Origin of the sequence: Paenibacillus sp. OK003 (genome assembly GCF_900109515.1) — a bacterium.
GTDB lineage: Bacteria > Bacillota > Bacilli > Paenibacillales > Paenibacillaceae > Paenibacillus > Paenibacillus marchantiae.
Genome location: NZ_FOBD01000032.1, coordinates 1 through 25,537, shown reverse-complemented (window position 1 = coordinate 25,537; position 25,537 = coordinate 1). Strand labels below are relative to the sequence as shown.

General features: G+C 48.4%; 22 protein-coding genes. 12 read left to right on the top strand and 10 right to left on the bottom strand.

Translation table 11 applies throughout. The annotated features are described in order from the left end of the window. The first annotated feature begins 7 nt into the window (after nt 1–7). From preA to BMW94_RS29315, 3 genes are read left to right on the top strand one after another with little or no spacing between them, the layout of a single operon-like run. Complete coding sequence (gene preA / locus BMW94_RS29325; protein WP_091002142.1) at nt 8–1,303, top strand: NAD-dependent dihydropyrimidine dehydrogenase subunit PreA; 1,296 nt, start codon at nt 8–10, stop codon at nt 1,301–1,303. Beyond that, nucleotides 1,300–2,739, top strand: coding sequence for a dihydropyrimidinase (gene hydA / locus BMW94_RS29320; RefSeq protein ID WP_091002141.1), 1,440 nt, complete (start codon nt 1,300–1,302; stop codon nt 2,737–2,739). Before preA ends, hydA begins: the two co-directional genes overlap by 4 nt. Nucleotides 2,740–2,744: 5 nt before the next feature. Beyond that, nucleotides 2,745–2,972: a hypothetical protein gene (locus BMW94_RS29315; RefSeq protein ID WP_091002140.1), complete on the top strand. Its 228-nt coding sequence runs from the start codon at nt 2,745–2,747 to the stop codon at nt 2,970–2,972. Nucleotides 2,973–2,976: 4 nt separating this feature from the next. Here the strand turns inward: BMW94_RS29315 and BMW94_RS29310 are convergent, their stop codons facing one another. From BMW94_RS29310 to BMW94_RS29280, 8 genes are all read right to left on the bottom strand, one after another. After that, nucleotides 2,977–4,665 (bottom strand): PucR family transcriptional regulator, encoded by a 1,689-nt coding sequence (locus tag BMW94_RS29310; protein ID WP_254790411.1) that lies wholly within the window; start codon nt 4,663–4,665, stop codon nt 2,977–2,979. Nucleotides 4,666–5,039: 374 nt separating this feature from the next. Further along, on the bottom strand, nt 5,040–8,258 hold the full coding sequence (locus BMW94_RS29305) for an efflux RND transporter permease subunit (RefSeq protein ID WP_091002139.1): 3,219 nt from the start codon (nt 8,256–8,258) through the stop codon (nt 5,040–5,042). 40 nt (nt 8,259–8,298) lie between these two features. Then, nucleotides 8,299–9,246 carry a TetR/AcrR family transcriptional regulator gene (locus BMW94_RS29300; protein ID WP_091002138.1) on the bottom strand — a complete coding sequence of 316 codons (948 nt, stop codon included), beginning with the start codon at nt 9,244–9,246 and terminating at the stop codon, nt 8,299–8,301. 284 nt (nt 9,247–9,530) lie between these two features. Then, the gene (locus BMW94_RS31200) at nt 9,531–9,665 is read right to left on the bottom strand and encodes a hypothetical protein (protein ID WP_302848018.1); all 135 of its coding nucleotides are present in this window, start codon (nt 9,663–9,665) and stop codon (nt 9,531–9,533) included. A gap of 139 nt (nt 9,666–9,804) precedes the next feature. After that, nucleotides 9,805–10,119, bottom strand: coding sequence for a DMT family transporter (locus BMW94_RS29295; protein WP_063566950.1), 315 nt, complete (start codon nt 10,117–10,119; stop codon nt 9,805–9,807). Continuing rightward, on the bottom strand, nt 10,119–10,460 hold the full coding sequence (locus tag BMW94_RS29290) for a DMT family transporter (RefSeq protein ID WP_091002137.1): 342 nt from the start codon (nt 10,458–10,460) through the stop codon (nt 10,119–10,121). Before BMW94_RS29290 ends, BMW94_RS29295 begins: the two co-directional genes overlap by 1 nt. Beyond that, entirely contained in the window at nt 10,457–11,080 is a 624-nt protein-coding gene (locus tag BMW94_RS29285; RefSeq protein ID WP_091002136.1) for a TetR/AcrR family transcriptional regulator, read from the bottom strand. Before BMW94_RS29285 ends, BMW94_RS29290 begins: the two co-directional genes overlap by 4 nt. Nucleotides 11,081–11,205: 125 nt before the next feature. Further along, the gene (locus tag BMW94_RS29280; RefSeq protein WP_091002135.1) at nt 11,206–12,681 is read right to left on the bottom strand and encodes a phospholipase D family protein; all 1,476 of its coding nucleotides are present in this window, start codon (nt 12,679–12,681) and stop codon (nt 11,206–11,208) included. Between the two features lie 264 nt (nt 12,682–12,945). Between BMW94_RS29280 and BMW94_RS29275 the strand changes: the two genes are divergently transcribed. The 9 genes from BMW94_RS29275 (at nt 12,946) to fni (ending at nt 23,568) form a co-directional block, all read left to right on the top strand. Beyond that, nucleotides 12,946–13,878: a MerR family transcriptional regulator gene (locus BMW94_RS29275; RefSeq protein WP_091002134.1), complete on the top strand. Its 933-nt coding sequence runs from the start codon at nt 12,946–12,948 to the stop codon at nt 13,876–13,878. Nucleotides 13,879–14,164: 286 nt separating this feature from the next. Next, nucleotides 14,165–15,715: a phytoene desaturase family protein gene (locus tag BMW94_RS29270; RefSeq protein ID WP_091002133.1), complete on the top strand. Its 1,551-nt coding sequence runs from the start codon at nt 14,165–14,167 to the stop codon at nt 15,713–15,715. After that, complete coding sequence (locus BMW94_RS29265; RefSeq protein WP_091002132.1) at nt 15,712–17,175, top strand: phytoene desaturase family protein; 1,464 nt, start codon at nt 15,712–15,714, stop codon at nt 17,173–17,175. Before BMW94_RS29270 ends, BMW94_RS29265 begins: the two co-directional genes overlap by 4 nt. Beyond that, nucleotides 17,172–18,044, top strand: coding sequence for a phytoene/squalene synthase family protein (locus BMW94_RS29260; RefSeq protein ID WP_091002131.1), 873 nt, complete (start codon nt 17,172–17,174; stop codon nt 18,042–18,044). The genes BMW94_RS29265 and BMW94_RS29260 overlap by 4 nt, the downstream gene beginning before the upstream one ends. Next, complete coding sequence (locus tag BMW94_RS29255; protein WP_091002130.1) at nt 18,044–18,811, top strand: carotenoid biosynthesis protein; 768 nt, start codon at nt 18,044–18,046, stop codon at nt 18,809–18,811. Before BMW94_RS29260 ends, BMW94_RS29255 begins: the two co-directional genes overlap by 1 nt. Further along, nucleotides 18,780–19,538: a lysophospholipid acyltransferase family protein gene (locus BMW94_RS29250; protein WP_091002129.1), complete on the top strand. Its 759-nt coding sequence runs from the start codon at nt 18,780–18,782 to the stop codon at nt 19,536–19,538. Before BMW94_RS29255 ends, BMW94_RS29250 begins: the two co-directional genes overlap by 32 nt. A gap of 2 nt (nt 19,539–19,540) precedes the next feature. Further along, nucleotides 19,541–20,689, top strand: coding sequence for a glycosyltransferase family 2 protein (locus tag BMW94_RS29245; RefSeq protein WP_091002128.1), 1,149 nt, complete (start codon nt 19,541–19,543; stop codon nt 20,687–20,689). Then, the gene (locus tag BMW94_RS29240) at nt 20,686–22,167 is read left to right on the top strand and encodes a phytoene desaturase family protein (protein WP_091002127.1); all 1,482 of its coding nucleotides are present in this window, start codon (nt 20,686–20,688) and stop codon (nt 22,165–22,167) included. Before BMW94_RS29245 ends, BMW94_RS29240 begins: the two co-directional genes overlap by 4 nt. Before the next feature lie 333 nt (nt 22,168–22,500). After that, a complete protein-coding gene (fni, locus tag BMW94_RS29235; RefSeq protein WP_091002126.1) occupies nt 22,501–23,568 on the top strand; it encodes a type 2 isopentenyl-diphosphate Delta-isomerase in 1,068 nt (355 codons plus the stop codon). 422 nt (nt 23,569–23,990) lie between these two features. Here the strand turns inward: fni and BMW94_RS29230 are convergent, their stop codons facing one another. Together BMW94_RS29230 and BMW94_RS29225 are read right to left on the bottom strand one after the other, a co-directional pair. Further along, nucleotides 23,991–24,617, bottom strand: a complete 627-nt coding sequence (locus tag BMW94_RS29230; protein WP_091002125.1) for a hypothetical protein — start codon at nt 24,615–24,617, stop codon at nt 23,991–23,993. Nucleotides 24,618–24,623: 6 nt separating this feature from the next. Further along, nucleotides 24,624–24,815, bottom strand: a complete 192-nt coding sequence (locus BMW94_RS29225; RefSeq protein ID WP_091002124.1) for a hypothetical protein — start codon at nt 24,813–24,815, stop codon at nt 24,624–24,626. Nucleotides 24,816–25,537 lie beyond the last annotated feature (722 nt).

The window sequence follows — 25,537 nt, the reverse complement described above, 5'->3', positions numbered from 1 at the left end:
GATCGTTATGGCTGACTTATCCATTAATCTGGCAGGTATTCGATCGCCCAATCCATTCTGGCTGGCCTCTGCGCCGCCGACCAATACCGGATATCAGGTTCAGCGCGCCTTTGAAGCAGGCTGGGGTGGTGCCGTCTGGAAGACGTTGGGCGAGCCGATCATTAATACCTCTTCGCGTTTTGCAGCCGTTCATTTTGGTGGGCAGCGCGTCGCGGGTTTTAACAATATTGAGTTAATATCCGACCGTCCACTCGAGGTGAATCTGCGGGAAATTGCCGAGACCAAAAGGCGTTTCCCGGATCGGGCAGTGGTTGCTTCACTCATGGTTGAACCGAAACGGGAGAAGTGGCATGAGATTGTGAAGAAAGTCGAAGCTGTCGGCGTAGACGGGCTGGAGCTGAACTTTGGATGTCCGCACGGCATGGCCGAGCGTGGTATGGGAGCAGCGTCTGGTCAGCAACCGGATCTGGTTGAATTACAGACGATGTGGGTGAAGGAAGTGGCAACCACACCTGTCATTGTAAAGCTAACGCCTAATATCACCGATATTACGGCGACTGCCCGGGCGGCCGTACGTGGCGGTGCGGATGCGATTTCTCTGATTAATACGATCAACTCCCTGGCGGGTGTGGATCTCGATTCCTGGAATACTGTGCCTCATGTAGGTGGCAAAGGGGCGCATGGCGGCTACTGCGGTCCGGCTGTGAAGCCGATTGCCCTGAACATGGTTGCCGAGTGTGCGCGCAATCCGGCAGTTGGGGTGCCCATCTCCGGTATCGGAGGCATATCCGATTGGCGGGATACTGCAGAGTTTTTACTTATGGGTGCGACGGGGGTTCAGGTATGCACCGCAGCTATGCATCATGGCTTTCGTATCGTGGAGGAGATGATCGATGGCTTGAACGACTATCTGGATGAGAAAGGTCTGGGAAGTGTATCTGAATTGATTGGCCAAACGGTTCCGCGTTATTCCGATTGGGGCAATCTCGATTTGAATTACAAAGTGGTAGCCCGCATCAACCGCGATGTCTGCATCAATTGCAACAAATGCCATATCGCCTGCGAAGACACCTCACATCAATGTATTGATATGTTGTCTGACCCCTCTGGCTCGTATCTGGAGGTCGTTGAGGAAGATTGCGTCGGATGTAATCTGTGCTCGATTGTCTGTCCGGTGGACGGCGCAATTGAGATGGTAGAGATCGCACATAAACAGGAACCGTTAACCTGGAATGACCGTCAGTCTGCGATTGCCCTGCTGCAATCGGCCAGAGATCAATCCACCAAGGAGGCGATATCATGAGTACCCGCAAATTGATTCGTAATGGAATGTTGGTCGCGGCGTCGGATACGTTTGAAGCGGATATCTACATTGAAAATGGAAAGATTGTGCAGATTGGCATGGGACTTGTGCCGGATGAACGAACGGAGGTTGTGGATGCGTCCGGCTGTTATGTCATCCCTGGCGGGATTGATCCGCATACTCATCTGGATATGCCGTTCGGCGGAACAGTGACGGCGGATGATTTTGCAACGGGTACCGCAGCTGCTGCCTTCGGTGGCACAACGACGGTCATTGATTTCTGTTTGACGCAAAAAGGCCGACCTTTGCTGGAATCCCTTCAGGAATGGCATGCCAAAGCCGAGGGCAAAGCCGCCATTGATTACGGGTTTCATTTGATGATTGGCGAGATGAATGATCAGGTGCTGGAGGAACTGCCACAGATCATTGAAGAAGAGGGTGTGTCTTCCTTCAAGGTGTTCATGGCTTATAAAAATCAGTTCCAGGCCGATGACGGCATTCTCTTTCAGACGCTGCAAAAGGCCAAAGAGTACGGCGCACTCGTCATGGTACATGCCGAGAACGGCGATGTTATTGATCTGCTGGTCCGGCAGGCCCTGGCGGATGGGAGAACAGAACCGATCCACCATGCGCTTACCCGACCATCCATTCTGGAGGGTGAGGCTACAGGACGTGCGGCCCGATTGGCAGCACTTGCCGATTCACAGCTCTATGTGGTGCACGTGACCTGTGCCGAGGCCGTGGAACAGATCGCGCGTATGCGAGACATGGGTTATCGAATCTGGGGCGAGACCTGCCCGCAATACTTAACTCTGGATCTATCGAAGATGGATCAACCTGATTTTGAAGGCGCAAAGTATGTCTGGTCTCCACCGCTGCGTGAAGTCCATCATCAGGAAGTGCTGTGGAATGCACTCAAGAACGGTCAATTGCAGACCATTGGCTCGGATCATTGTTCATTTAACTTCAAGGGACAGAAGGATCTGGGGCGGGAAGATTTCAGCAAAATTCCAAATGGCGGACCTGTCATTGAGGATCGGCTGAGCATTTTATATTCCGAAGGGGTAATGAAGGGTCGGATTTCGCTGAATCAGTGGGTGGATTTATGCTCTACACGGGCAAGCAAGCTATTTGGTTTATTTCCGCAGAAAGGAACGCTTGCTGTGGGGACAGATGCGGATATCGTCATTTTTGACCCATCGATCTCAAGGGTGATTTCGGCAGCTACCCACCATATGAATGTGGACTATAGCGCCTTTGAAGGCATGCAGATTCAGGGATGTCCGGTGACAGTGCTGTGCCGCGGGGAATATGTGATTCGGGACCGGCAGTTTGCCGGAGTGGCAGGCGCGGGTCGATATGTGAAGCGTGACAAATATGATGCTGGTGTACCATTACCTGTAAAACAGCCTGTGACGGCAGTGAATGGAGGGTGAAGCTGATGTCGGACCATGATGTATTTGAAGCGGAAAAGATAGCGATTGAACGAATGGTGGCGCAGGGTTATCGTATTTATGCCGTTCGGGAACATCTGGAGGGTGCTCATGTCGTGTGGGGGCACCCCGACCTTCCCGGAGAGAAGCAGGAGCAATATGTGGGTACGGCATCTGGGCGGAAGTGGTTCAGTCATATCCTGATCAGGCAGCTTCAGGAGCAAAAAGGAGCGTAGAAGGTCACGCGAGTGGTCCATGAACGTATTCATATGCATAGATGGCCAGTTCGATGGCGACGCGTTTCTCGGGGAGGGTATAGTCATCACCCAGGAGTGTCTCAATTTTGTGCAATCTGTGATATAACGTCTGTCGGACGATAAACAAAGCCGTGGCCGTCTCCTGCTTGGAGCAGCACAGAATAAAATATTGTTTAAGCGTACGCAACAACTGGCCGCCTTTTTCGGCATCATAACGAATGACTGGCCCGAGATATTCTTCAATGAAGTCATCCAGACTGCCGCTCTGCTTCATGCTGGCTATAATGCGATAACAGTGAAGATTGCTGTAAAAGGGCTGCTGCATCACACCGATGTCCTTCTGTATGCGCAGGGTATCCTTGGCTGCCTCAAGGCTGTCTTTCAGACGTGATAGATCAGCACAGCTGTGACCGATGCCGAACAGACCCGAGAAGAGGCGATGGGTCTGTTCCTGTTCATGCTGCTGCAACTGTTCAATGCAGCGCCAAAGACTGCTTTTTCGCTGAGATCCAGGCAATGGGTCAACAATAATCAGAATGATCTGGTGGTTTAGAACCGTGCTGTACAGGGCGAATCCTTCCCGCGAGAACACGGAACGGGCAACGATGTTGCGTTGAATCAGCAGTTTCTGCAGCTTGAGACTGTCAGTATAGCCGGGATTGCTATCGAACAAAATGACAGTACCTTTTCCAGAAGCAAGCTGGGCATTGGCAGCAGATACATATTCATGAATTTCTTTTGCAGAATGATGTCCGTTAAGCCAGTCAATGACCCACATATCTTCCTTGTAGCGTCGTTTTTCCTCCATGTATTTGGTGCGCATCCAGTCCTGAGCAATGGCGGCTGCACAACGTTCCAGTGCCTGGATGATGAACTCATCAGAAGGTCTGTTATGCAGCTCCTGATCGTGATCCGGCAGCTTATCGAGCATCAGCACCAGATCGGCAAATACATAATCAAGCGCCTGAACAGGCAGGGTGAGTGCATCCAGTGAATGCACCGAGTGATTCCTCTGCACGAAATGATCTCCCAAATGATCTGCATCGGCCGAATGACCACGACGTGTCAACCACGCCTGCCGACGAATCTCCAATTGGGCTGGAGGGCAGTAGGGAACGGCACTTGCTTCCCCATCCAGTGGATATAACGCTACAGGGTAACCCGTTGTGCGAGACAATAGTCGGAGCAGTGGTTGTACACCGTCTCCATTCAAAAGAAGTTGGTTGAACGAGGTGGTGAGGCTATCGAGCTCGGCAAGCATACGCTGGTGGCTGCGAATCAGGGCGAAATGCAGGTCCTGTGTAATATCTATATAACGTACTTGTTCATGGAACCAGATCAGTGGGAAATCCTCTTCGGCTGCAAGCTCCTTCATGGGTCCAAGCTGGGACTTGGTGTGAGCCCCCAGTTCGATACACAGTCCCGCAGCTCCGCGAGCAATTAACTGCCGCAGGAAAGACAGACCCTGCTTTTCATCCTCCTGCCAGCCAATGCCAGTCGTTAGCACCAATTCCCCGCCATTCAGCAAATTGCCTACTTCGGTAACCTCCATGATGTGCACCCAGCGCACGTATCGCTCCAAGGCCCGTTCACTGGCGAGCACCTCAGCCTTGCGGAACACCGGACGTTTCAGCATGTCTCTCATCTGAATATGCAGCGTCGTTTCCCCCACACCATCACCGTCCTTCCCACAAATACATGCAGTTTTCCATACCCGTTTTGTAAGTCGGGCTTCTAAAGAGCGTTTGTTTTGATTATAAGTCCGTTTACAGCAGATGGGCTGAAATCTCACGTTCATTTGTTTTATTTTACAAAAGGATCTCTTCTTTTTATGAAATAAAACAAAATGGATTATTCCTATGTAGTTCTATCTGACATCAAGATGTTTCTATGACCGAGGCTAAGAAATGATAGTAAATGTAAAACACCCCTTAGCCGCAGATCAGAATGTACAAACCATATCTAATGTGGACTAAGGGGTGTTCTATGTTAGAAGATTATCTTAATTCGGAGTGATGATTTAATTCGATCAACAGAAGGTGTCGATTAATCTTCAATTCTTTTCTTTTTGAACTTCATCAGGAACTCATACACGATTGGCACGATAACCAGAGTCAGCAGCGTGGAGCTGATCAGACCGCCGATTACGGTAATTCCGAGACCTTTCGAGATGATCCCTGCGCTTTCTTCGAGTCCTGTCACCAGTGGCAGCAAGGCACCAATGGTAGCCAGAGCTGTCATCAGAATTGGACGCAGACGCGTTGCTCCGGCTTCCAGCAAGGCTTCCCGAGTAGGCATTCCCTCTTTTTCCTTGTGAATAACACGGTCAATTAGGACGATGGCATTGGTGACCACGATCCCGATCAGCATCAGTCCACCCATCATGGCAGATACGTCAAGCGTACCGCCAGCTACGAACAGGCCGACCATAATACCAATGACGGTAAATGGCAGGGAGAACAGGATGGCAAATGGCGCCAGTCCACCGCCGAACGTAACAACAAGCACAAAGTACACAATCGCGATGGCTGCTGCCATGGCGAGACCGAGCTGGGTAAACGTGTCATTAATCTGTTCGGTTGTACCGCCAAATTTCACTTCCACACCATCCGGCAGATCCAGCTTGTCGATGTTTGCCTGCAGGTTGGTTGAAGCCTTCTGCACATCGGAAGCGAGAATGTCGGCAGTCACCTGTGCGACAACCTTACCGTCAATACGCATGATGGAGTTCGGCGAGGTGCCTTCTTCCACTTTGGCGACATCTTTGATTGGTACTTCGATGCCGAGCGGTGAAGTGACTTTTTCGTTTTCAATATCAGCAATGCTGGTAAATGTCTTTTTGTCAGTCTCTACATAGACTTTATACGTTTTGTTGTCGATATCCACTTCTGTGAGTACAGGCCGTTCCTGTGCAGGACTCAATGCCATAGCCAGTTGGCCAGCAGTCAGACCCAGCGAGCTCAGTTTCTCCTGATCCGCGACGAGCGTGTATTGCCCGTAGGTATCGGAGAGTGTGGTGTCGGCTTTTTCAAAAGATTCGGTATCTGCTTGAACCAGCTTCAGAATTTCATCCGAGACAGGTTTGATCTGATCTACATTGTCACCATAGATGGAAAGGCTCAAGCTGCTGCCTCCCAGTCCCCCGGACATATCAAGCTCATTCCAAGTTCCTACAGTAACTTCTTTCTTCAGACCTTCCACAAGCTGTTCTTTCACTTTTGTAAAGTCTTTCGTATCTTCGTTATATTCAATATAGAAGAGAGCAGAGTTGGAGCTGCCTCCACCCATGCTGCTCAGTGGATTGCTGCCGCCGATGGAATACTGCATTTTCTCCAGACCTGGCTGCTTCAGCAACCATTTCTCGGCTACGAGTGCTTCTTTTTCTACATCTTCACGCAAAGCTCCAGTTTCCGGGCTATACGTAATGGTCACATATTTATCTTGTTGTTCCGGCAAGAAACTTGCACCGATGAACGGATACAGGAACAAACTGCCGACGAGCAGCAATACAGCAACGCCGACGGTGATGAGTTTGTGAGACAATGTCCAGTTCAAGAGACGTTTGTAACCCTCCGCCATCTTGCCTGGTTTTTCCTCATGATTCTGCTTGTTCTTCAGACCTTTGCGGAACAGCGTATGTGCCAGCATCGGTACAATCGTAACAGCCACAATCAGGGATGCCAGCAAAGCAAAGACCATGGTCAAGGCAAATGGCATGAACAGCTCACCGACCATACCACTCACCAGTGCCAGCGGCAGGAATACCGCAATGGTTACGATCGTGGAAGAGAGGATCGGAATGAACATTTCACGGGTAGCTTCCCGGATCAAATCACGGCCTTTAAGTTTCTCTCCCTTGAGTGTCAGTCTGCGATAGATATTCTCGATAACAACGATGGAGTCATCGACAACCCGTCCAATCGCAACCGTCATGGCACCCAGGGTCATCATGTTCAGCGTAATGTCCATCATATTCAGTGCTGTCAATGCAATGAGCAAGGAGAGCGGGATAGAGATAATGGAAATAATGGTGGAGCGAATATCACGCAGGAACAACAGAATGATCAAAATGGCGAACAAAGCACCAAACATCGCTTTGAACAACATCGTGTTTACGGAGTCCTGGATAGGTTTACCTTGGTCAAGCAAAACAGTCAAATCGGCGTTTTTGAACTGCGTTTGTAATTCTTCCGCTTTGTCTTTAACCGCCTTAACAACATCAACGGTGTTGGCATCATTGGACTTAACGATCGAGATCCCGATGGATTCCTTACCGTCTGTCCGGGAAATGGATTCCGCCTGACCAATAACTTCAATCTTGGCGATCTCGCTTAATTTAACCGTTGGAATTCCAGGTGCGTTTGCGGCACCTGAAGTGCTGCCCACACTGGCATTTCCGCCAGCGGCTTGTCCTGCAGCCTGGTCAGAACCTTGTGCAGAGCCTTGAGCTGCTCCACCAGCTTGTGCCCCGGCGCCTTGTGGTGCTGTGGCCGAACCACTGCCTGCTCCTGCACCGCTTGGTACAACCGGAATAGCGAGATTTTTCAAATCATCCAGATCGATGATATTGCCATCAACAACAACAGCTTTCTGTGCTTTGTCCAGTTCGAACAGTCCGAGTGGTACACGGACAGAAGAGCCTTGAACGATGCCGTTGACTGTATCTTCAGTCAAACCGAGTTCGTTCATTTTTTTCTGATCAAACTTCAGTTGAACTTCCTTAACATATTGGCCGGAAACTTGGACTTGAGCTACACCGTCAATATCTTCGAGTGCAGGCTGGATATCCGTTTCAACCAGTCGAGTCAATTGTTCAAGATCGCCGCCGTCCTTGTCAGACAAGCTGAGCGAGACAACCGGGAAGGAGTTGATACTGAACTTCGAGATGGTAGGCTTCTGTACACCATCCGGCAACTGCACCTCATTCAGTGCTTCGCGTACCGCTGCGGTAGCGTTGTCCAGATCGGTACCATAATCAAATTCGAGGGTGATGGAAGAAGCATTCTCCATGGAAGTAGAGGTGAGTGTCTTAATTCCCTCTACATTTCTTAAGGTCTGTTCGAGTGGTTTGGTGACATCCTCCACAATACCCTCTGGAGCTGCCCCTGGATCAATGGCCGTAACACTCAAGAATGGCACATTGATGTTTGGAATGGTCTCCTGTTTCATCGTCAGCCCGCTGTACAAACCAGCGAAGGAAACGATGATGGTCAGAATCCAGATCGCAAACTTGTTGTTCAGTGAAAAATTAATAATCCCTTTCATACGATGGTTTCTTCTCCTCTCTGTTTCTCCCTGTATTTCTTTATTGTTGTGACGAGTCAGCCTGGATGAACCGGCTATACATGGCATCCATAATGTGCTGAAGCTCGGAGTGCAAGGGCTGGATGACAGGAATGTGATCCAGATTACGCATCATGCCCAGGATAATGGCACGTCGCGGTGTGAATTCCATCATTTCCTGTCTCAGGATGGCGATGGTCTCCAACGCGTCATTGCGCAATTGCCCTGGAGGCATATCAGAAGTGATGATATCCTTCATCTGTTTGATGATATGAATAGGATGACGCATCATTGTGGAATCTGTATCTGAATCGCTGCTCCATGCTGGCCAATGTTCCAAAGGAACCAAAGGGGCAGGGCGTTGATCGAGCAATCCGCGAGCTGCATAATCGATCGTTTGCAGCATGTTGCTTGCCATCTTGGACACGGTAAGGGAAGGCATTTCCGTAAACCAGATTTTGACGTAGGAGAGGAATAGACCATGTGTGAGCAAAATAAGGTCTACGGTATAAGGTTCAATCTCCGGTCCGTACAGATCCTCCAGTTTGTCCTTAAACCAGTGCAGTGTGCGAATCTCCAAATCCTTTTGCTTCGGGTTGCACTTTTCCTTGCGATGCTGCTCTTCATCCATCATCATGCTGCGCATTTGCACGCGTAAAAATTCCTTCAGCTCGGATACATGGACAAGCAGTGTTTCAATCTGCCTGTGCAGACGCTCTCTCGAAGTGAGCCCAGCTTCATGTTCAATCTGGGAGATTTCGTCCATGAGCGTGAATATGCAGTACTCCATCGTACTGGCCTCTAATTCCTCTTTGGATTTGAACATGAGGTAGAGGCTGCCTTTCGACATCCCGCATATCTCTGCAATCTCCTGCATGGAGGTTGCGGCACTGCCTTTGGCCGAGAATAGCTTGAGTGCTGTGGTAATAATGAGCTTTTTCTTCTCATTCATTTCATGGATAGGGTTCATTAACGATACATCCACCTCACCTGCGGAACTTACTAGTTCTTGAATTGACTTTAGGGTCAAACCAAGTATAAACGATAAATACAATGGAATTCAAATGGGAGAAAAATGGAAAAAAAGAGGGCATATCATCAGAGGAATAAAGAATTTCTAGCCAATTGATCGCAACATATAGACGTTACAAAGGTGGTATAAACGGGCGATATGTCCATAGTATGTACGATGAGCTTGAATATTAATGAAGAAGAATAAGCAAAATGAATGATCAAGATTTCCAAATGTTTATGTTATGCTCCGCCCTTAAAGACGTAAATAGCTAGAAGGATGATGGCTACAAGAGCAAACAAATAAAAGGCTCCCACAGCAATCAGGAAGATGTACCCGGTAAAAGAACCCACACGCGCGAACCATTTCTTCATCATCACGAACATCCTTTCTTACGTAACAAAGTGTAGGGAGGTTTCTCTATTAACATCATATACCAAAAAGACGACTTCCTGATCGAAGTCGCCTTTTTTTACCCTTATTTATTATAGAATTTACATCATGGAAGTATTTACGTTACGTAATCAGTTTCAATCCGATTGCCGCCACCAAAATCATGGCAATAAACAGCAGCCGCTTGGCTTCCTTCCGCTCACCGAACAGGAACATCCCTGTTAACGTACTGCCTACCGTACCAATTCCAGTCCACACCGCATACGCGGTACCCATGGGAATAGAAGTCATCGCGTAGGATAACAGGGAGAAGCTGAATGCGAACGATACGAGCATGAGCACGATATAAGGCCAGCCTTTTCGGGTAGAAGCACCATTAATGCCGATGACGCCAAAAATTTCACATATGCCTGCGCCCACAATTGCCATCCAAGCCATTATGCTTCACCTCCTTTTGCCGATTGTTGATCCGTGACCAGTTTCAGTCCGATCACACCACATAGCAACAGACCGATTAACAAAACCTTGGCAAGTGAGAATGCTTCACCAAATAGCAGCATTTCAGTCAGTACCGTACCTGCAGTACCAATCCCCGTAAATACGGCATATACCGTACCCACAGGCAATCTTTTGGAAGCAGCGATGATTAATCCAAAGCTCAGGATGATGGCCAGGGCCGTCAAAGCCCACTCCCAAACATTGGAGGCGTGTTTCAGCCCACTTACCCATACAATCTCAATGAGTCCTCCGATAAAAACATATAACCAGTTGCGGTTCATGATGATGAATCTCCTTTCAAAACAACGGGCAGTGCCTCTTGTTTCAGATGATGAATGCCATGCCAGTAGACTGGCCAGGAAGCTTCAATCCGTCTTCTGTATCGACGTGAACTTCCATATATAATCTCAACCGTGATGCCATCGAGAAAAGTCATAAAGGCAATTGCAGCTTGTTCCGCAGGAACGGCCTGTAGTTCTCCCTTGCGCGTCGCCCTTTGCAGCAGCCGTGTCAGTGACCGCTCCATCCCGTCCAGAAACGGATAAACTAGATCCATCACTTCGTTATATAGCGCAAGCGGCGGGAAATAGCACATACGCAGCATAAAGCGGGCAGAGGCATTACAGTTATACTCTTGCTCAAACCATATCAGCAAACCCTTCAACCTCTGCTCCAGTGGCAGTTCGGCGTGATCACGGAAGTATTCCAGCGTTCGACGCTGAACCTCCTTGAACGCATGCGCAAGGGTGTGCAAGAACAAGTCATCCTTGCCGCTAAAATGTGCATATATGGACGGTTTTTTAATCCCGACTTCGTCAGCGATAGCTCTTAAGGAGGCTCCTTCATATCCATCTCTTGCAAAGTAGAACAGGGCAGCATCCCGAATCGAATGTGCAGTCATTAATATCACCTTCCTAACGGTCGTTAGGTAACCTATATTTTCACATTTTACATTCGCTGTCAAGGCACAAAAAACGCCTGCACGATAGTGTACAGGCGGCTTTATGCTTGAGCTTTCATGTTCAATTAGAAGGTCGTTAAACCCAAAATCAGTTGCAGCTTATATACGATTTCTTTCAAAAATGTAGTCTTTTCCTGAAATTCATCCAGGTTCAGGGTGAACTCGGCATCTTCATTATTCCATATGCGGTCAAAATAATTCGCGACATCATGAGTAAATGAGTTGTCTGGTGGTGCAGCAACCCAGAGGTCATTTTCCAGATTATAATCATTCATGTTTCTAGGGGTGAAGTTGGTTGATCCTCCAAGGACGATATGATCCCCGGTGGCTTTGGCAATGTACATCATCTTGGTATGGTATTGCTCCTTGGTTGTGTTATACCAGCGAATTTGGATTTTGCCATCCGATTTATCATGCAACTCAGCAGCTACAGGACGATTGGGAATGCCAGTCTTTTCCTGACCAAAGGCATTTTCGTTCGGGTCGAGCACAAGCCGTATCTCGGTTCCCCGTTTCAAGGCTTCGAGCAGGGCATCCAGTACTTTGGGTGAAGCGATGTAGAACATGCCCATCCATAAGGTATCACCTTTTGCCGATTGATTAATCTCATGGAGCACTGCGTCATTCACTTTGCCCTCGGTCAGATAGCGAATTCGCAAATCTCCTTTATTCGGGTCTGTGGTAGGAGCTGTATAGGAAGGAATTTTACCTCCACCCGAGATGTTTAGTACGGCTTGCTCGGACTGGAGGATATCTCCAATGATCGGTCCGGTTATTTCAAAAGCAATGTTCGAATGATAGGCACTGGCATCATGAACATTGCCTGAGGAAACAATAGCCGTCTTCTCGCTGACCACCACTTTGCGATGGTTGGCCTTCACATTGAGCAATTTAAGGTAGGAACGCACAGTAACATCCGGTCCATCCGTTGCCATCAGGTTCGGAATCCAGCCATTCCCGGATTGTCCAAACCACTGGAAGAAGGTGCGCCAGACTGCGGAGTAGACAGGAGTGGAGTCACGTAAAGGGTCCACATCTGTAATAACCACGTGAATTCCGGCCTGTTTCATCTGCTCCAGTAACGGGTTGGGGGCAGAGTTATAGTTGGTGTTTACTTCATCCGTAATGAACCAGATGTCCATATCCGGCTTCTGAAGTTTTTTGGCAACCAGTGTTTCCGTAAACTCTGTGCTGATGGGTGGAAATTGCTGACCTTTGTGCTGGTAGTTATTGAATAAAAACATATCAACGACGACGAATTGTTCCGCGTCCTCGATAACCTGAAGCATGCGCTGGAAGATCTGCTGTTCGTGTTCCATCTGTCCATCAGCGGATGGATAGGTCAGATCATGCAAAAACTGTACCTGATCCACACGGTATTCAGGACTTTCATAGGCAATGCCGGATGGTAACGGTTTATAGGTCTGGTAGAGCATGACGGCGATGAGCCATAGCACTAGTAGTACGAGGCCTGTTCGTATGTATGGAAATGTGCCGCGTGAAGTTTTGCGGTCTGATGTCTGGCGGCGATAAGAAAACAACAATAACTCCCCTTTCTGAACGTGCTGACTTCTATTACCACCGGGACGACAACATTGACGCAGAGTGACTGATGCATTATTTAAGTCATCAGGAAAGGCAAAACCAATTCGATTGATGCAATCGACAGGCATATGACCGTTGTGTATAATGAGTGTATTATTTTTGTGGAATGTTCGGATTTTCATATACCTGAGAAGGGCGGGATAAGGGTTCGTTTAACCTGCGAAAGTCTGGCTATTTCGGGAAAGAAAGTGGGTAATAAGGTGTATTCCATCAAACAAGTCGCTGCCATGCTGGGTATACCGACGGTAACGCTCCGGGCTTGGGAGAATCGGTACAGTGCGGTCACCCCTGAGCGGACGGAATCGGGTTATCGCTTGTACACGGAAGAGAATGTTGCAGATCTGCGCTGGTTGAAAGAGCAGGTGGAGCAGCACCAGACGAATATTTCGGAAGCGGTACGTATGCTCAAGGTCAACAAAACCAGTTCAAACGAAGCTGCATTACCTACGTCATTAACGCCTCCAGTACCCACACTGGAAGAGGCGTATGTACGTATAGCCGATCAGATCTATGACTCGCTATACAACTTTCAAGGCGAACGAGCCAATGGTCTGATTGATTTTGGCTTCACGATGTACGGGTATGATTCCATGTTTTATCATGTGCTGGTGCCCATTCTGGTTCGGGTTGGGGATGCATGGGAGCAGGGCCGGGCTTCGGTCGCTCAGGAGCATTTTATGACTCAATTGATCTCACAGCGCTTTTATCAGTTTTTCCATCTGTTCCCGATCTATCCGCATCTGCCCAAAGTTCTGGCCTTGTGCCCGGAAGGGGAACATCATCAGGTGGGATTATTGTTATTCTCCCTGTTTATGCGTAAAAATGGTGCGGAAGTGCTCTATCTCGGAGCCAACACGCCGGAAGAGGGGCTATTCCCAATAATCCGGGAGCAGAACATCCGATTGGTCTGTCTATCGGTTACCCGTTCCGAACTCCTTGAGCGGTGTGATCAACTCATAGGGCGAATTGTGGACGAGTTCCCGCATATGCGCTTTGTACTTGGAGGCAAGGGCTATGAGCGTACAGAGAACGCTCGATATCCGCAGTGGATTATGCCTGAAGATTCAGCGGATTGGCAATCGTGGATGGAACGTGAGTATTTTGTTGAACCATCGCCTGGGCGGAGATACTGATTCGTATGCTTTTTTTAAATGTATTCTAAAATAAAATGTATAGGTTTGAGTATACAGGACATCCTTTGACGCAAGAGCGCAGAGGGTGTTTTTTTTATATTCCAAAATATCTTTTCAAAGAATTTGACCAGCTGGTCATTTTTTGTTTTAATAGGTCGTATAATATTTGTACTATATTTGTATAATGTTTTTGCGTTTCCCCGCTTGAACTGTTCATGGGCGGTTTAATAATAGGTTAAAGACTATAGTACTATACATAGTTCTTAACATAGGGAAGGTGAGTGGCATGATACCGAATCAGCAACGTAAACGTGCAGCTGTCATTGGTGCAGGTCCGGGTGGACTTGCAGCCGCGATGTTATTGTCCGGCCAGGGGTACGAAGTAGATATATATGAGAAACAGCCAGTCATCGGGGGGCGTTCTGCCAGACTGGAGCTGGGCGAATATCGATTCGACCGTGGTGCCACATTTTTGATGATGCCGCAGTTGATTGAAGAGATGTTCGACGTTGTAGGACGCAAGCTAGCCGACTATGTGGAGATGAAAGAGCTGACTCCGTTGTATGCCCTGAACTTTGGCGATAAGGTGTTTACGCCTTCTCGTAATCGTGAAGATACAGCCGCACAGATCAAGGAGCTTTTCCCCGGCAACGAGGACAATTACCTTCGGTTCATGCAGGAAGAGGAAGTGAAGTTTGGCAAAGTTATGCCTTTGCTGCGCAGGCCTTTCGGGAAACTGGCCGATTATTTGAGAAAAGACGCCATATCCGCACTGCCGAAACTGGATATTAACAATACAGTCTATGGCATTCTGTCCCGCTATTTCACAGATGAGCGCTTGCGCTGGGCATTCACATTCCAATCCAAATACCTTGGCATGTCTGCCTGGGATTGCCCGGGTACGTTTACGATTTTGTCGTTTATTGAGCACCATTATGGATTATTTCACCCTATTGGCGGCGTCAATCGCGTATTTCAAGCCATGGCTGATGTAGTTGAAGAATATGGAGGAAGAATACATACATCCTGTCCGGTTAAACAGGTCATTGTTCGCAATGGCCGTGCAGAAGGCGTTTTGCTTGAGAATGGCGAGCGTGTTGAAGCGGATCATGTCGTTGTTAATGCAGACTTCGCGCATGCGGTGAATCATCTGTTTGAGCCAGGAGTACTCAAGAAATATACACCCGAGAAAATGAAACGCAAGAAGTTCTCCTGCTCCACAGCGATGTTGTATCTGGGCGTAGACGGTGATGTGGATCTGCCGCACCATTCCATCTATTTTCCCGAGGACTATCGACTGAACGTCGACGAGATTACGAAGCATAAAGTGTTGTCTGCAGATCCATCTCTCTATATTCATAACCCTTCCAGACTCGATTCGACGCTCGCACCGGAAGGAAAATCTGCTTTATATGTTCTCATGCCTACACCGAACCTGACTGGAGACATCGATTGGGAGGTAGAACGTGAGAATGTGCGGGAGGCGATGATGAAGCGGATGGAATCGATTCCTGAGTTGGCAGACATCCGCAGCCGTATTGAAGAATCCATGATGTTTACACCGTTGGATTGGCAAAATGAACTCGACGTATACCGCGGAGCAACATTTAATATGGCTCATAACCTTGGGCAGATGATGTATCTGCGGCCGCATAACCAGTTTGAAGAGTTAAAAAGAGTATGGCTGGTAGGCGGCGGAACGCATCCGGGCAGTGGGCTGCCGACCATCTTTGAATCGGCTCGGATTAGCGTGAAGCTGATCCAGGAAGAGGACGCTCGCAAGCGCTCGAAACCATCCTCGTATGTGAAAACGGCGGAAGCGGGAGGCCATTCATGAAAAGGGCTGCCATCGTAGGTGCAGGCATTGGTGGACTGACTTCAGCGTTGCTGTTGAATAAACAGGGCTGGGATGTAACGGTATACGAACGGGGTTCCAGAGTTGGAGGTCGTATCGGCTACGAGCAGGAAGGGGACTATCGGATCGATCAAGGCCCGACCATCGTACTTCTGCCCGAGATGCTGCTTGGCATTTTGGAGGAAGCGGGTGTGGATCGTTCGAAGATTGAGCTGCTGCGTTGTGATCCATTGTACAGGGTTCATTACAGCAGCGGACGTGTGATGACCAAAATGACGGCACGTGAACAGCAGGCCGAAGAGATTGAACGTCTCTTCCCTGGAGAAAGCCAGGGATTCTCGAAATTTATGAATGATATGGACACGCTGTTTCCGGCGGGACGGGCTGCTTTTCTGGAACGAGCTTTTCCGCGAAAACGGGATTTCTTCACTCCCTCTCTGATGTCCCTAATGGGCCGATTACGTGCTCACAAAAGTGTACGGAAGGCTGTTGGTGATTATTTTCAGCATGAGGAACTGTTGGATGCCTATTCGCTGCAAAGTCTCTATATTGGGGGCTCTCCCTTCGGTACGCCGGGTATTTACTCCCTGCTTCCTTATGCAGAGCATGAATACGGCATCTGGATGGTGAAGGGTGGCTATGCTGCATTACCTGCCATACTGGAACAGGAACTGATATCACGTGGTGGTCGCGTGGTGCTGAACACGGAAGTGACGGGACTGAATATTAAAAATGGTGTGTGCGAAGGTATAGAAACTGCCGCAGGCGCAGAAAATGTGGATGCAGTTATCTACAATGGCGATTTCCCCCACCTGTCGGATCTGCTGGGTCAGACGCCTGAAGTTTCACGTAAACGAAAGCCATATCGTCCCTCATCGGGATGTGTATTGATCTATGCGGGCGTAGACAAAACCTGGGAGGATGCAACAACGCATCAGTTTTTCCTGCCTCCTAGTCTGGACGGCAGTCTGCGGGAAGTGTTCGACCAGCGCCGCATTCCGGCGAAGTCCTCTTTTTATGTATTCAATCCGGCTGCATTGGACGAGACAGCAGCTCCGCCAGGTCAGAGTGTGTTGTACTTCCTCATTCCAGTGCCGGATGCCGATGGTGTCGACTGGTCTCGGGAGAGCGAGGTACTGGCAGAACGAGTGTTGGAAGAAGCGGAACAACGTGGATTTCCGGGACTCCGTGAAGCGATCAGGTGGCAAAAAATACGTACTCCCGCTGACGCTGAGCGTGACGGGCTGTACGGCGGCGGCAGCTTTGGCATCGCACCTGTACTGTTTCAATCCGGTGTATATCGTCCACAACCGAAGCCGTTCCCGGCAATTCGGGGACTATATGCGGCAGGAGCGTCTGTACATCCAGGAGGCGGGGTTCCTATTGTGATGCAAAGTGCACGGATGGCAGTGAATCTACTCACGAAGGAGATGGAAACATGAATGAAGCGATTTTGAACAAGTGTGAGGAATTAATGCAAAAGGGCTCGTCATCTTTTTATCAAGCCTTCAGAGGTCTGCCCAGCCCACGCCGCGAGGCCGTGTACGTGATCTATGCCTTTTGCCGCATGATCGATGACAGTGTGGATGAACCGGAGCAGTCGCCCTATACGATTCATGAAATCCGCCATCTGTTCAATCAGTTGGAAGAAGCGGAAGGGCATTTTATTTGGCCGGCATTACGATGGCTGTTTACAAGCTTCCCTCATTTGGACAAAGGGCCTTTCTTCCGTCAAATGGACGGACAGTTGACTGATCTTAAAGTCACGCATTATACAACGATGGAGGAACTGGAGCATTATTGTTATCTGGTTGCCGGAACCGTGGGTGAGATGCTGCTGCCTGTATTGCGGGATGATAACGGCGCGGAAGTCGCAATCAACGGGATTGCGCTGGGCAAAGGTATGCAGATCGTCAATATTATCCGTGATGTGGGCGAAGACCGGGCAAGAGCCCGCCGCTATGTTCCGCTGGAGTTGATGGAGAAGCATGGATATTCCGAACAGGATTGGGCTAACGGTGTGGTTGACGAAAGGTTTAAAGCTATTATCCATGAACTAAAAACAGCTGCGCTGGGCTGGTTCCGTATCGGTATGGACCGCCTGGATACGTATCCAATCGAGAGTGCATTTGCGATTGAGCTGGCGGCAGCCTTTTATTCGACCATTCTGCATGCGGTTGAGCGCAACGACTATGACGTGTATACGAAGCGTGCCTTTGTTAGTGATGAACTGAAACTGGAGATGCTGGGTGCTATTGTGAAACGTTATCCAATGCTGGCTTACCATGCTTCCCGCACGGCGGTATCCTGATGGTTCAGGGCCTGTACTGGGCGTGGTACTTCATCGGAGCGGTACTGATGCTGACGATCGGTGTTCCGGATGTACTGTCCTTCTCCAACGGTTTGTTTCTAATCTTCTATGCACTGTATGTGCTGGATCTGATATATCAAGGACGGAAACGGACAGGGTTATCCGACCATTCAGTCATTTGGATGAAACCTGGACTTTGGCTGGTTTCCGTTATTATATGGCTGGGCGGCATGGGGGTGGAATGGGTCGGCGTGCATACACACTGGCCCTTTGGCGAGTATTCGTATTCGGACTTCTTCGGAATCCACCTGTTCAGTGTACCCGTTACATTAGGCTTCGCCTGGATTGCCGTGGTTGGTAACTCGGCTCTGCTCAGTGGCGGTGGATCGACCTGGACTGGCAAGCTGATTCGGGCAGTTAAGACCGGATTTTGGGCCATCGTGCTCGATCTGGTGCTGGACCCGGTTGCGCATGCCAGAGGATTCTGGCAATGGCAAGCCCCAGGTGGATTCTACGGTGTGCCCTGGACCAATTACATAAGCTGGTTTGTAATGGGAGCGTTCCTCTCCTTGTTTCTTCCGGCAATGCCTTCAGATCGAAGCTCATTGCTTCGTTCAAAATGGTTATATCAGCTGTTTATTCTTTTGTTTGGGTTGTTAGCTCTCAAAGAAGGAATTACGGGCAGCTTCATCATTGCTATTGTGGGTGTGCTTCTTGCTGAGGGGAGCTGGCTATATGATTCGCGCCGTAAAATCAAAACCATTTAACCGGATTTTTTCCTTATACAATCATTATTATTTGCTGCGGAGACGTTTTCGCTCGTTTACGTTATCAGGGTCACTGGACCCGCTTCTCCCGAACAATGGCTCACCCATGGAACCGGATCAACCAGTCATCTATTTCATGAACCACAGCTCGTGGTGGGATGGTCTGCTGCTCTATCATGCATCGCAGCAGACTTCCCGTGGCGATCATTATGTCATGATGGAAGAAGAGCAGCTGCGACAATATGCCTTTTTCCGCAAACTTGGCGCATATTCAATCAGCAAGGAGAATGCATCCAGCATTCGAACCTCCTTGCAATATACGACCGAGCTGCTTCACTCCGGTAAAAGGGTCTGGATCTTTCCCCAAGGGGAAATTCTGCATCAGGATGCCAGGCCAATCGAGTTTCGTCCAGGCATTGGTCTGCTGCTTCGCCGCTCCCCGCGCGCCGTAGCTGTACCTGTGACTTTGTGTCATGGCATGGTTCAACATGATTTGCCGGAAGTATCGATGCAGGTGGGTACGCCTGTGGTAGAGGATTGGAAGACATGGAAGAGTGAAGAGATTGCGACCAGATTGAGCAGGGTGCTAGAGCAGCAGTTGAATGACCATAAATCAGAGCTGGTACGCATCGGGCAGGGCAGTTTGCCGGGTGCTTTTCCACTAATCCGCCATGTGCGTTCTACGAGTGAAAAATACGATGCGGCACGAAAGCGGGTGAACCGTTAGCGATGAGTGCATCTGAAATAGGATGGATTATACTGACTTGTGTATTGGGCGTTCAGTTGATGTTTGCAATATGGAACATTTCCTGTCTGCCTAAAGTGCGTTCATTCAACGCAGACGGATTGAAGGACAGGGATATGCTGGTCTCTGTGCTGATTCCTGCCCGCAACGAGAAACTGCACATTCAAGGATGTCTGGAAAGTGTGCTTGCCAGCGATACATCCGGATTTCGGATGGAAGTACTGGTGCTGGATGATCGCTCCGAAGATGAGACAGCAGCCATAGTTCAGGGGATTGCCGATCGTGATCCACGTGTGCGCCTGCTGCATGGTGTGGAGCTGCCCGCAGGCTGGATGGGGAAATCTCATGCCTGTCACCGACTGGTGCAGGAGGCCAAGGGTGAATGGTTTATGTTCGTGGATGCCGATGTGCGCTTAGAACCGCAAGCCATCCGGCAGACTATTACTGCGGGGTGTGAGCAGGGCGGCGGCCTCGTAACGGGATTCCCCTATCAGGTGACGAAGACCTGGATGGAAAAGCTCGTTGTGCCTATGATGGTGTTCACCATCATCAGTCATCTTCCCATTTTCATGATACGCAGATCATCTAATCCGATGTTTGTAGCCGCTACTGGGGCGTTTTTGCTCATTCATCGTTCCAGTTATAAGGCCTCTGGTGGACATGCTGCAATCCAGGCTGATCTGGTCGATGACATGAGTCTGGCGAAGGCGGTTAAGCGTGCGGGACATCCAGTCATGCTGGCCGATGTTCATGATGTGACAAATACGCGCATGTACCAGAATGGTGCAGAAGTGTGGAACGGGTATAAGAAAAACATGTACGAAGGCATGGGGCGCAAAGATGTGCTGCTGTTAGGCACGATGCTGATGTATACAGTCATGTATATTGTTCCTCCGCTCGGTCTGATGATCGGTTTGTTGGCGGGCAATTCTACGTCCATCATCTATGGTCTTGTGGGAACCGTGCTCGGGATGGCAGTCAAAAGGGTATCGGATCACGCTGGAGGACAACCCTGGTGGCTTGCTTTCCTGCAACCGATAAGTATGGCCTGTGTCATTGCGATCGGCATCGCTTCCTGGCAGGCAGGCCGTTCCGGCAAGGGGTATGTATGGAAAGGTAGGCGGTACAGTTGAAGGGTAACGTCATTATTATCGGAGCAGGATTTGGAGGTCTATCGTGTGCCATTCGGCTAGCTTCGCAGGGCGTACGGGTCACCATTCTGGAGCGGCAGGAGCGGGTCGGTGGAAAGCTGCAACAGATTGAGCAGGATGGATATCATTTTGACCGAGGGCCAAGTACGATCACGATGCCCGCAAGCTTCCGTTCCGTCTTCGATCAAGCTGGTGTGGTGATGGAAGATTACGTGCAGCTATATGAGCTGGAACCACGTACACGTAATATATTTGCAGATGGGACCGTGGTCGATTTGTCGGGCAATCGAGAGAGGATGAAGGAGCAGATTGCTGCCTACAGCCTGGAGGATGCGGCTCGTTATGATGCATTTATGGACGAGTCTGCTGCGCTCTATGCGGAAGCCAATCGTCATTTTCTTGGAAAGCTGCTGTTGTCGCGTAAGGATAAATATAATCTTCGAATGCTGCGCAGTCTGCTGCGTGTACGGCCTACAGTGAAGCTGGATAAGCTGCTGCGTTCTTATTTCCAACATCCCCATACCCTTGCGATGTTCGGTCGGTACGCAACCTATGTGGGGTCATCGCCATATCAGGCGCCTTCGATCTTTGCCATGATGGGCCATGTGGAAGCAGAAGAGGGTGTCTATGGGGTGAAGGGTGGAACCTATCAACTCATAGATGCCATGACACGGCTTGCAGAGGAAAAAGGGGTGCAGATCGTTACTGGCATCGAAGTCCGGCAAATTGTTGTCAGACATGGTAAAGTGGCAGGTGTGGATACGGATCAGGGCTTCCGGGAAGCCGATCAGGTCGTTGCCAATGGAGATGTGCTGAGCGTCAATCGGCTGCTGCTTGCGCCAGAGCATCGCAAACAGATGAGCGATGAGCGAATTCGCAAGTATGAGCCGTCGATATCCGGGTTCGTAACATTGGCTGGTGTGCGGAGAAAGTATGAATCCCTGCTGCACCATACCGTCTTTTTCCCGGAACGGTATGAACCTGAGTTTGACCATATTTTCAGTGACCGAAAAATGCCTGCCGACCCTACGATCTACATCTGTTATTCGGGTTATTCGGAAGCGGGTATGGCTCCGACAGGAGCGAGCAATCTGTTCATTCTGGTGAACGCTCCGTATTTGTCGGACTCCTGGCATTGGGATGAGCAGATGGACCGTTATGGCGAATTGGTGTTGGACAAGCTGGCCGAGCGTGGCATTACGGGATTGAAGCAGTCGGATGTGCTGATCCGGTACACACCACAGCATATAGAACGGGATACACTCGCCCATCAAGGGTCGATCTACGGCATCTCATCCAATTCGGTGAAGCAGACCTTCATGCGTCCCGGCAACAAAAGCAAGGATGTACAAGGGCTGTGGTACGTGGGCGGAACGACGCATCCGGGAGGCGGAACACCGATTGTGACATTGTCCGGGCAGCTTGTTGGCGCGCAGCTTGCATCGGAAATCGTAACGTAAGTTATAGAAGCAATTCGTATAACAGAATGACAGACCCAACCTTCAAATATCTGAGTAGCCAATATGAATTAGGCCTCGAAATTCAAGTTATTGTTGGGTTTCGGGGCACCCTTTCCATTGCTGGGCCGGAACGTTATACTGGGTAGAGTTGACGCGTTGTATGTAAATATCATTTATAATATAGATCCAAATCATACGTTTGTACGTTACATAATAAGAATTAATATTTCTGAGAATCTCTCTGCTGCATTGGTCAACATCCTGAACGGAACCTAGCCCAAACCGGCAATGATCCTGTCCATCAGCACTATTCTCACATAAGGAGGTCTCATCATGAATGAACAAGAGCGAGCCCGCGAGCGGCTGCTTCCCGAGGTGGCTACGGGGGAACGTAAGCTGGAGCATGTGCGCCTCTGTCTTGAAGAGAATGTGGCAGGAGAAGGGGTAACCAGCGGAATGGAGCGGTATGCTTTTCGTCATAACCCGTTACCTGAATTGAATTTTGAAGAGGTAAGTCTGGAGACTGCGTTTATTGGCAAAAGGGTGCGCACACCCCTGCTCATCAGTTCGATGACGGGTGGAAGCAAAACAACGGGCGCCATCAATGAGCGGCTTGCCCGTGTGGCGAACGCCCGAGGCTGGGCACTCGGCGTAGGTTCGATTCGGGCTGCCGTGGAACAGCCGGAGCTGGCAACGACCTTTGATGTGCGGCGCTGGGCACCGGATATTCCGGTCATCGCGAACCTTGGCGTGGTGCAGCTGAATTACGGCTTCAACACTGCTGATTTCCAGCGGGCCGTTGAGATTGCTGGCGCAGATATGCTGGTGCTGCATTTGAACAGCTTGCAGGAGATCTTTCAACCTGAAGGCAATACGGATTTTAGCGGATTATTTCATCGGATCGAGGAGCTGTGCCGTCAATTGGATGTGCCTGTTGGCGTGAAAGAAGTGGGTTTTGGCATCGATGGAGTGACAGCGCAGCGATTATATGAAGCAGGTGTGGCTTTTATCGATGTAGCCGGGGCAGGTGGCACCAGCTGGGTGCAGGTCGAGAAGTTCCGAAATTCGAATCCGGTACGTCGTGCGGCAGCAGAAGCTTTTGCAGACTGGGGTATTCCTACAGCGGAGTGTATTCAGGAAGTCAGAGTGGTAAACCCCGGAGGTGTTCTGATTGGCAGCGGTGGATTGTACACTGGCGTGGATGCGGCCAAAGCGCTGGCGCTTGGTGCAGACCTGGCCGGTTTCGGGCGATCTTTGCTGGAATCTGCGGTCGCTTCCGATGATGCGCTGAATGAGCGGTTGGAGCAGGTCGAATTCGAGCTGCGTACCGTGATGTTTGGCATTGGTGCAGGGCGGATTGAGGATTTGAAGCAGACGTCGCGTCTGGTGGAACGGCGTTAGATTTTGGGCTGAAATAAAGGTGCGAACCCCAAGCTCACATGATTTCCCTAGGGGACTTGTACTTCAAATTTTGTCGGCCCCCTTTTTTTGACCTTTTGGCATGATTATTCTCTCGGATAGTTAGATGAATTAATATTTGAAGATTAAGTTGCTTAATGGTGTCCCGTATTTGTATCTTTATTACATTGTTTTAGCTGCCGCGCTGGCCAAAAGTTAGGGGCCTGAGGTACGTGGGTTCATTTCTAGACTGCTTCCCAAATTATTTCTAACCTAATTACCCTTATTTTGTTGCTATCTTTATAGCTTTCTAAGGATAAATTATGCACAGGATTTTTGTGAAACTACGAAAGGGAGAACGAAAATTTCGTTCTCCCTTTTCTAACATAACGTGATAGTCTGTCTTACTATATAACTAATTATTTTTAAAAAGTACTTTTTATAGCCTCATGGCTAGTGATAAGTTTAGAGTAATTAGCATCAGAGTAATAGTAAGTAACATTTTTAACATTTCTATAATCATGGCTAATATATTGATCAATTTTTATATAAACTTCACTTGCTCCAGCTCTTTTAGCAAGATTGATAGCCCCTATTACTACAGCTACTGTTCCCATACCCGGCACAAGTCCTATGATTAACAGAGCAGCATCTCCGGCGTTGTTTAAATTACTCTGTTTTGTTTTAAATGTTGTAACATATGTCCAACTTGTTGCTGCGGCTGAATTCAAGGAATTTGTCTTTCTGTATTCTCTAACAGCCTCAACAACCATTACACCATCTAAATAAATGCTTCCGTTAGCATCTTTTTTATATTGTTGCGTTACACCGTTAGCGCCTGTCCAGATGCCTTCTGTTTTTTCGTCATTTGTGAATTCGAGTGATACACTCTGATTTGTATCATGATTAATGACAACTTGTTTATTATCATTAATTATAACCTCATATGGATTATTTTCTTGTGCATGAATTGTTGATGGATAAAATGTTGCAATTAATGTTGCTGCCATTACAGTAGAGAGTAGTTTAGTTGCTTTTTGTTTAATAGACAATTTATATCATCCTTCTTTATGTTCTTTTATTTTCTTTAACCTTCTAATAACATCAAGTATCAAGATAAATACAAACATACCTGCTAAAAAGAAGTATTCTTTCTTATCTTCTTTGATTCCAAAAAAAGTATAAAAATAACCGCAAATAAACATTAATATTAGATCTACCCAAATTATAATTCGATGATAGTTTTTCATGGGAACCTACTCCTCAATTTTAGTGTTTTCTAAGTTGTTATATGTATCCCCATACTTCTTTTATTTTAATGAAGAACGAAATCCTCCTCTCTAAATTATTTTTAAAACGCTTACAATATAACTATAGCATAAATACGATCTAAAATGTATTTTTTAGACAAATCAGGACGTTTGAATTATGTAATTGAGTATTTTCACCTAATTTTATCAGTTATCACGAAAATTGAGGAAGTGAAGTAAATTTTTTCGTTTTAACAAAAGTAGGTCACATAATAGCGTTAACTGTATAAGTTGAATTAAAGTTCTTAGCAGACTCCAACAGGGTGGATTTACCATTTTTTAAATAAGAAATAGATCAATGATGGACAGTTGAAAACTGCTATGGAGAATCATAATGAACTGGAAAAATTAACATCAGCTATGAAACAAGCCGAATGACGGTGAGCAGTTATATCTATACCTGTTTTTTTTGGATAAACAGAAAGATAGGCTTGAGATAGTGTTTCTGCCACCTTACACATTCGCTTGTCGGACTCTGTAGTGCCAAAATGAATTAAGCATGGCCAATACGGTTTCGCATTAGTAGGACTCAGTAAAAACACAAAAAAACCGTCCGAAAATTGGTCTTACCCCTGTCAAGTAGACAGATAAAAAAAGCTATGCTGCCAGTGCGCATCGATATTCAATCGGTGCGCGCTGTTTGAGTTTGGCTTGAAAACGTC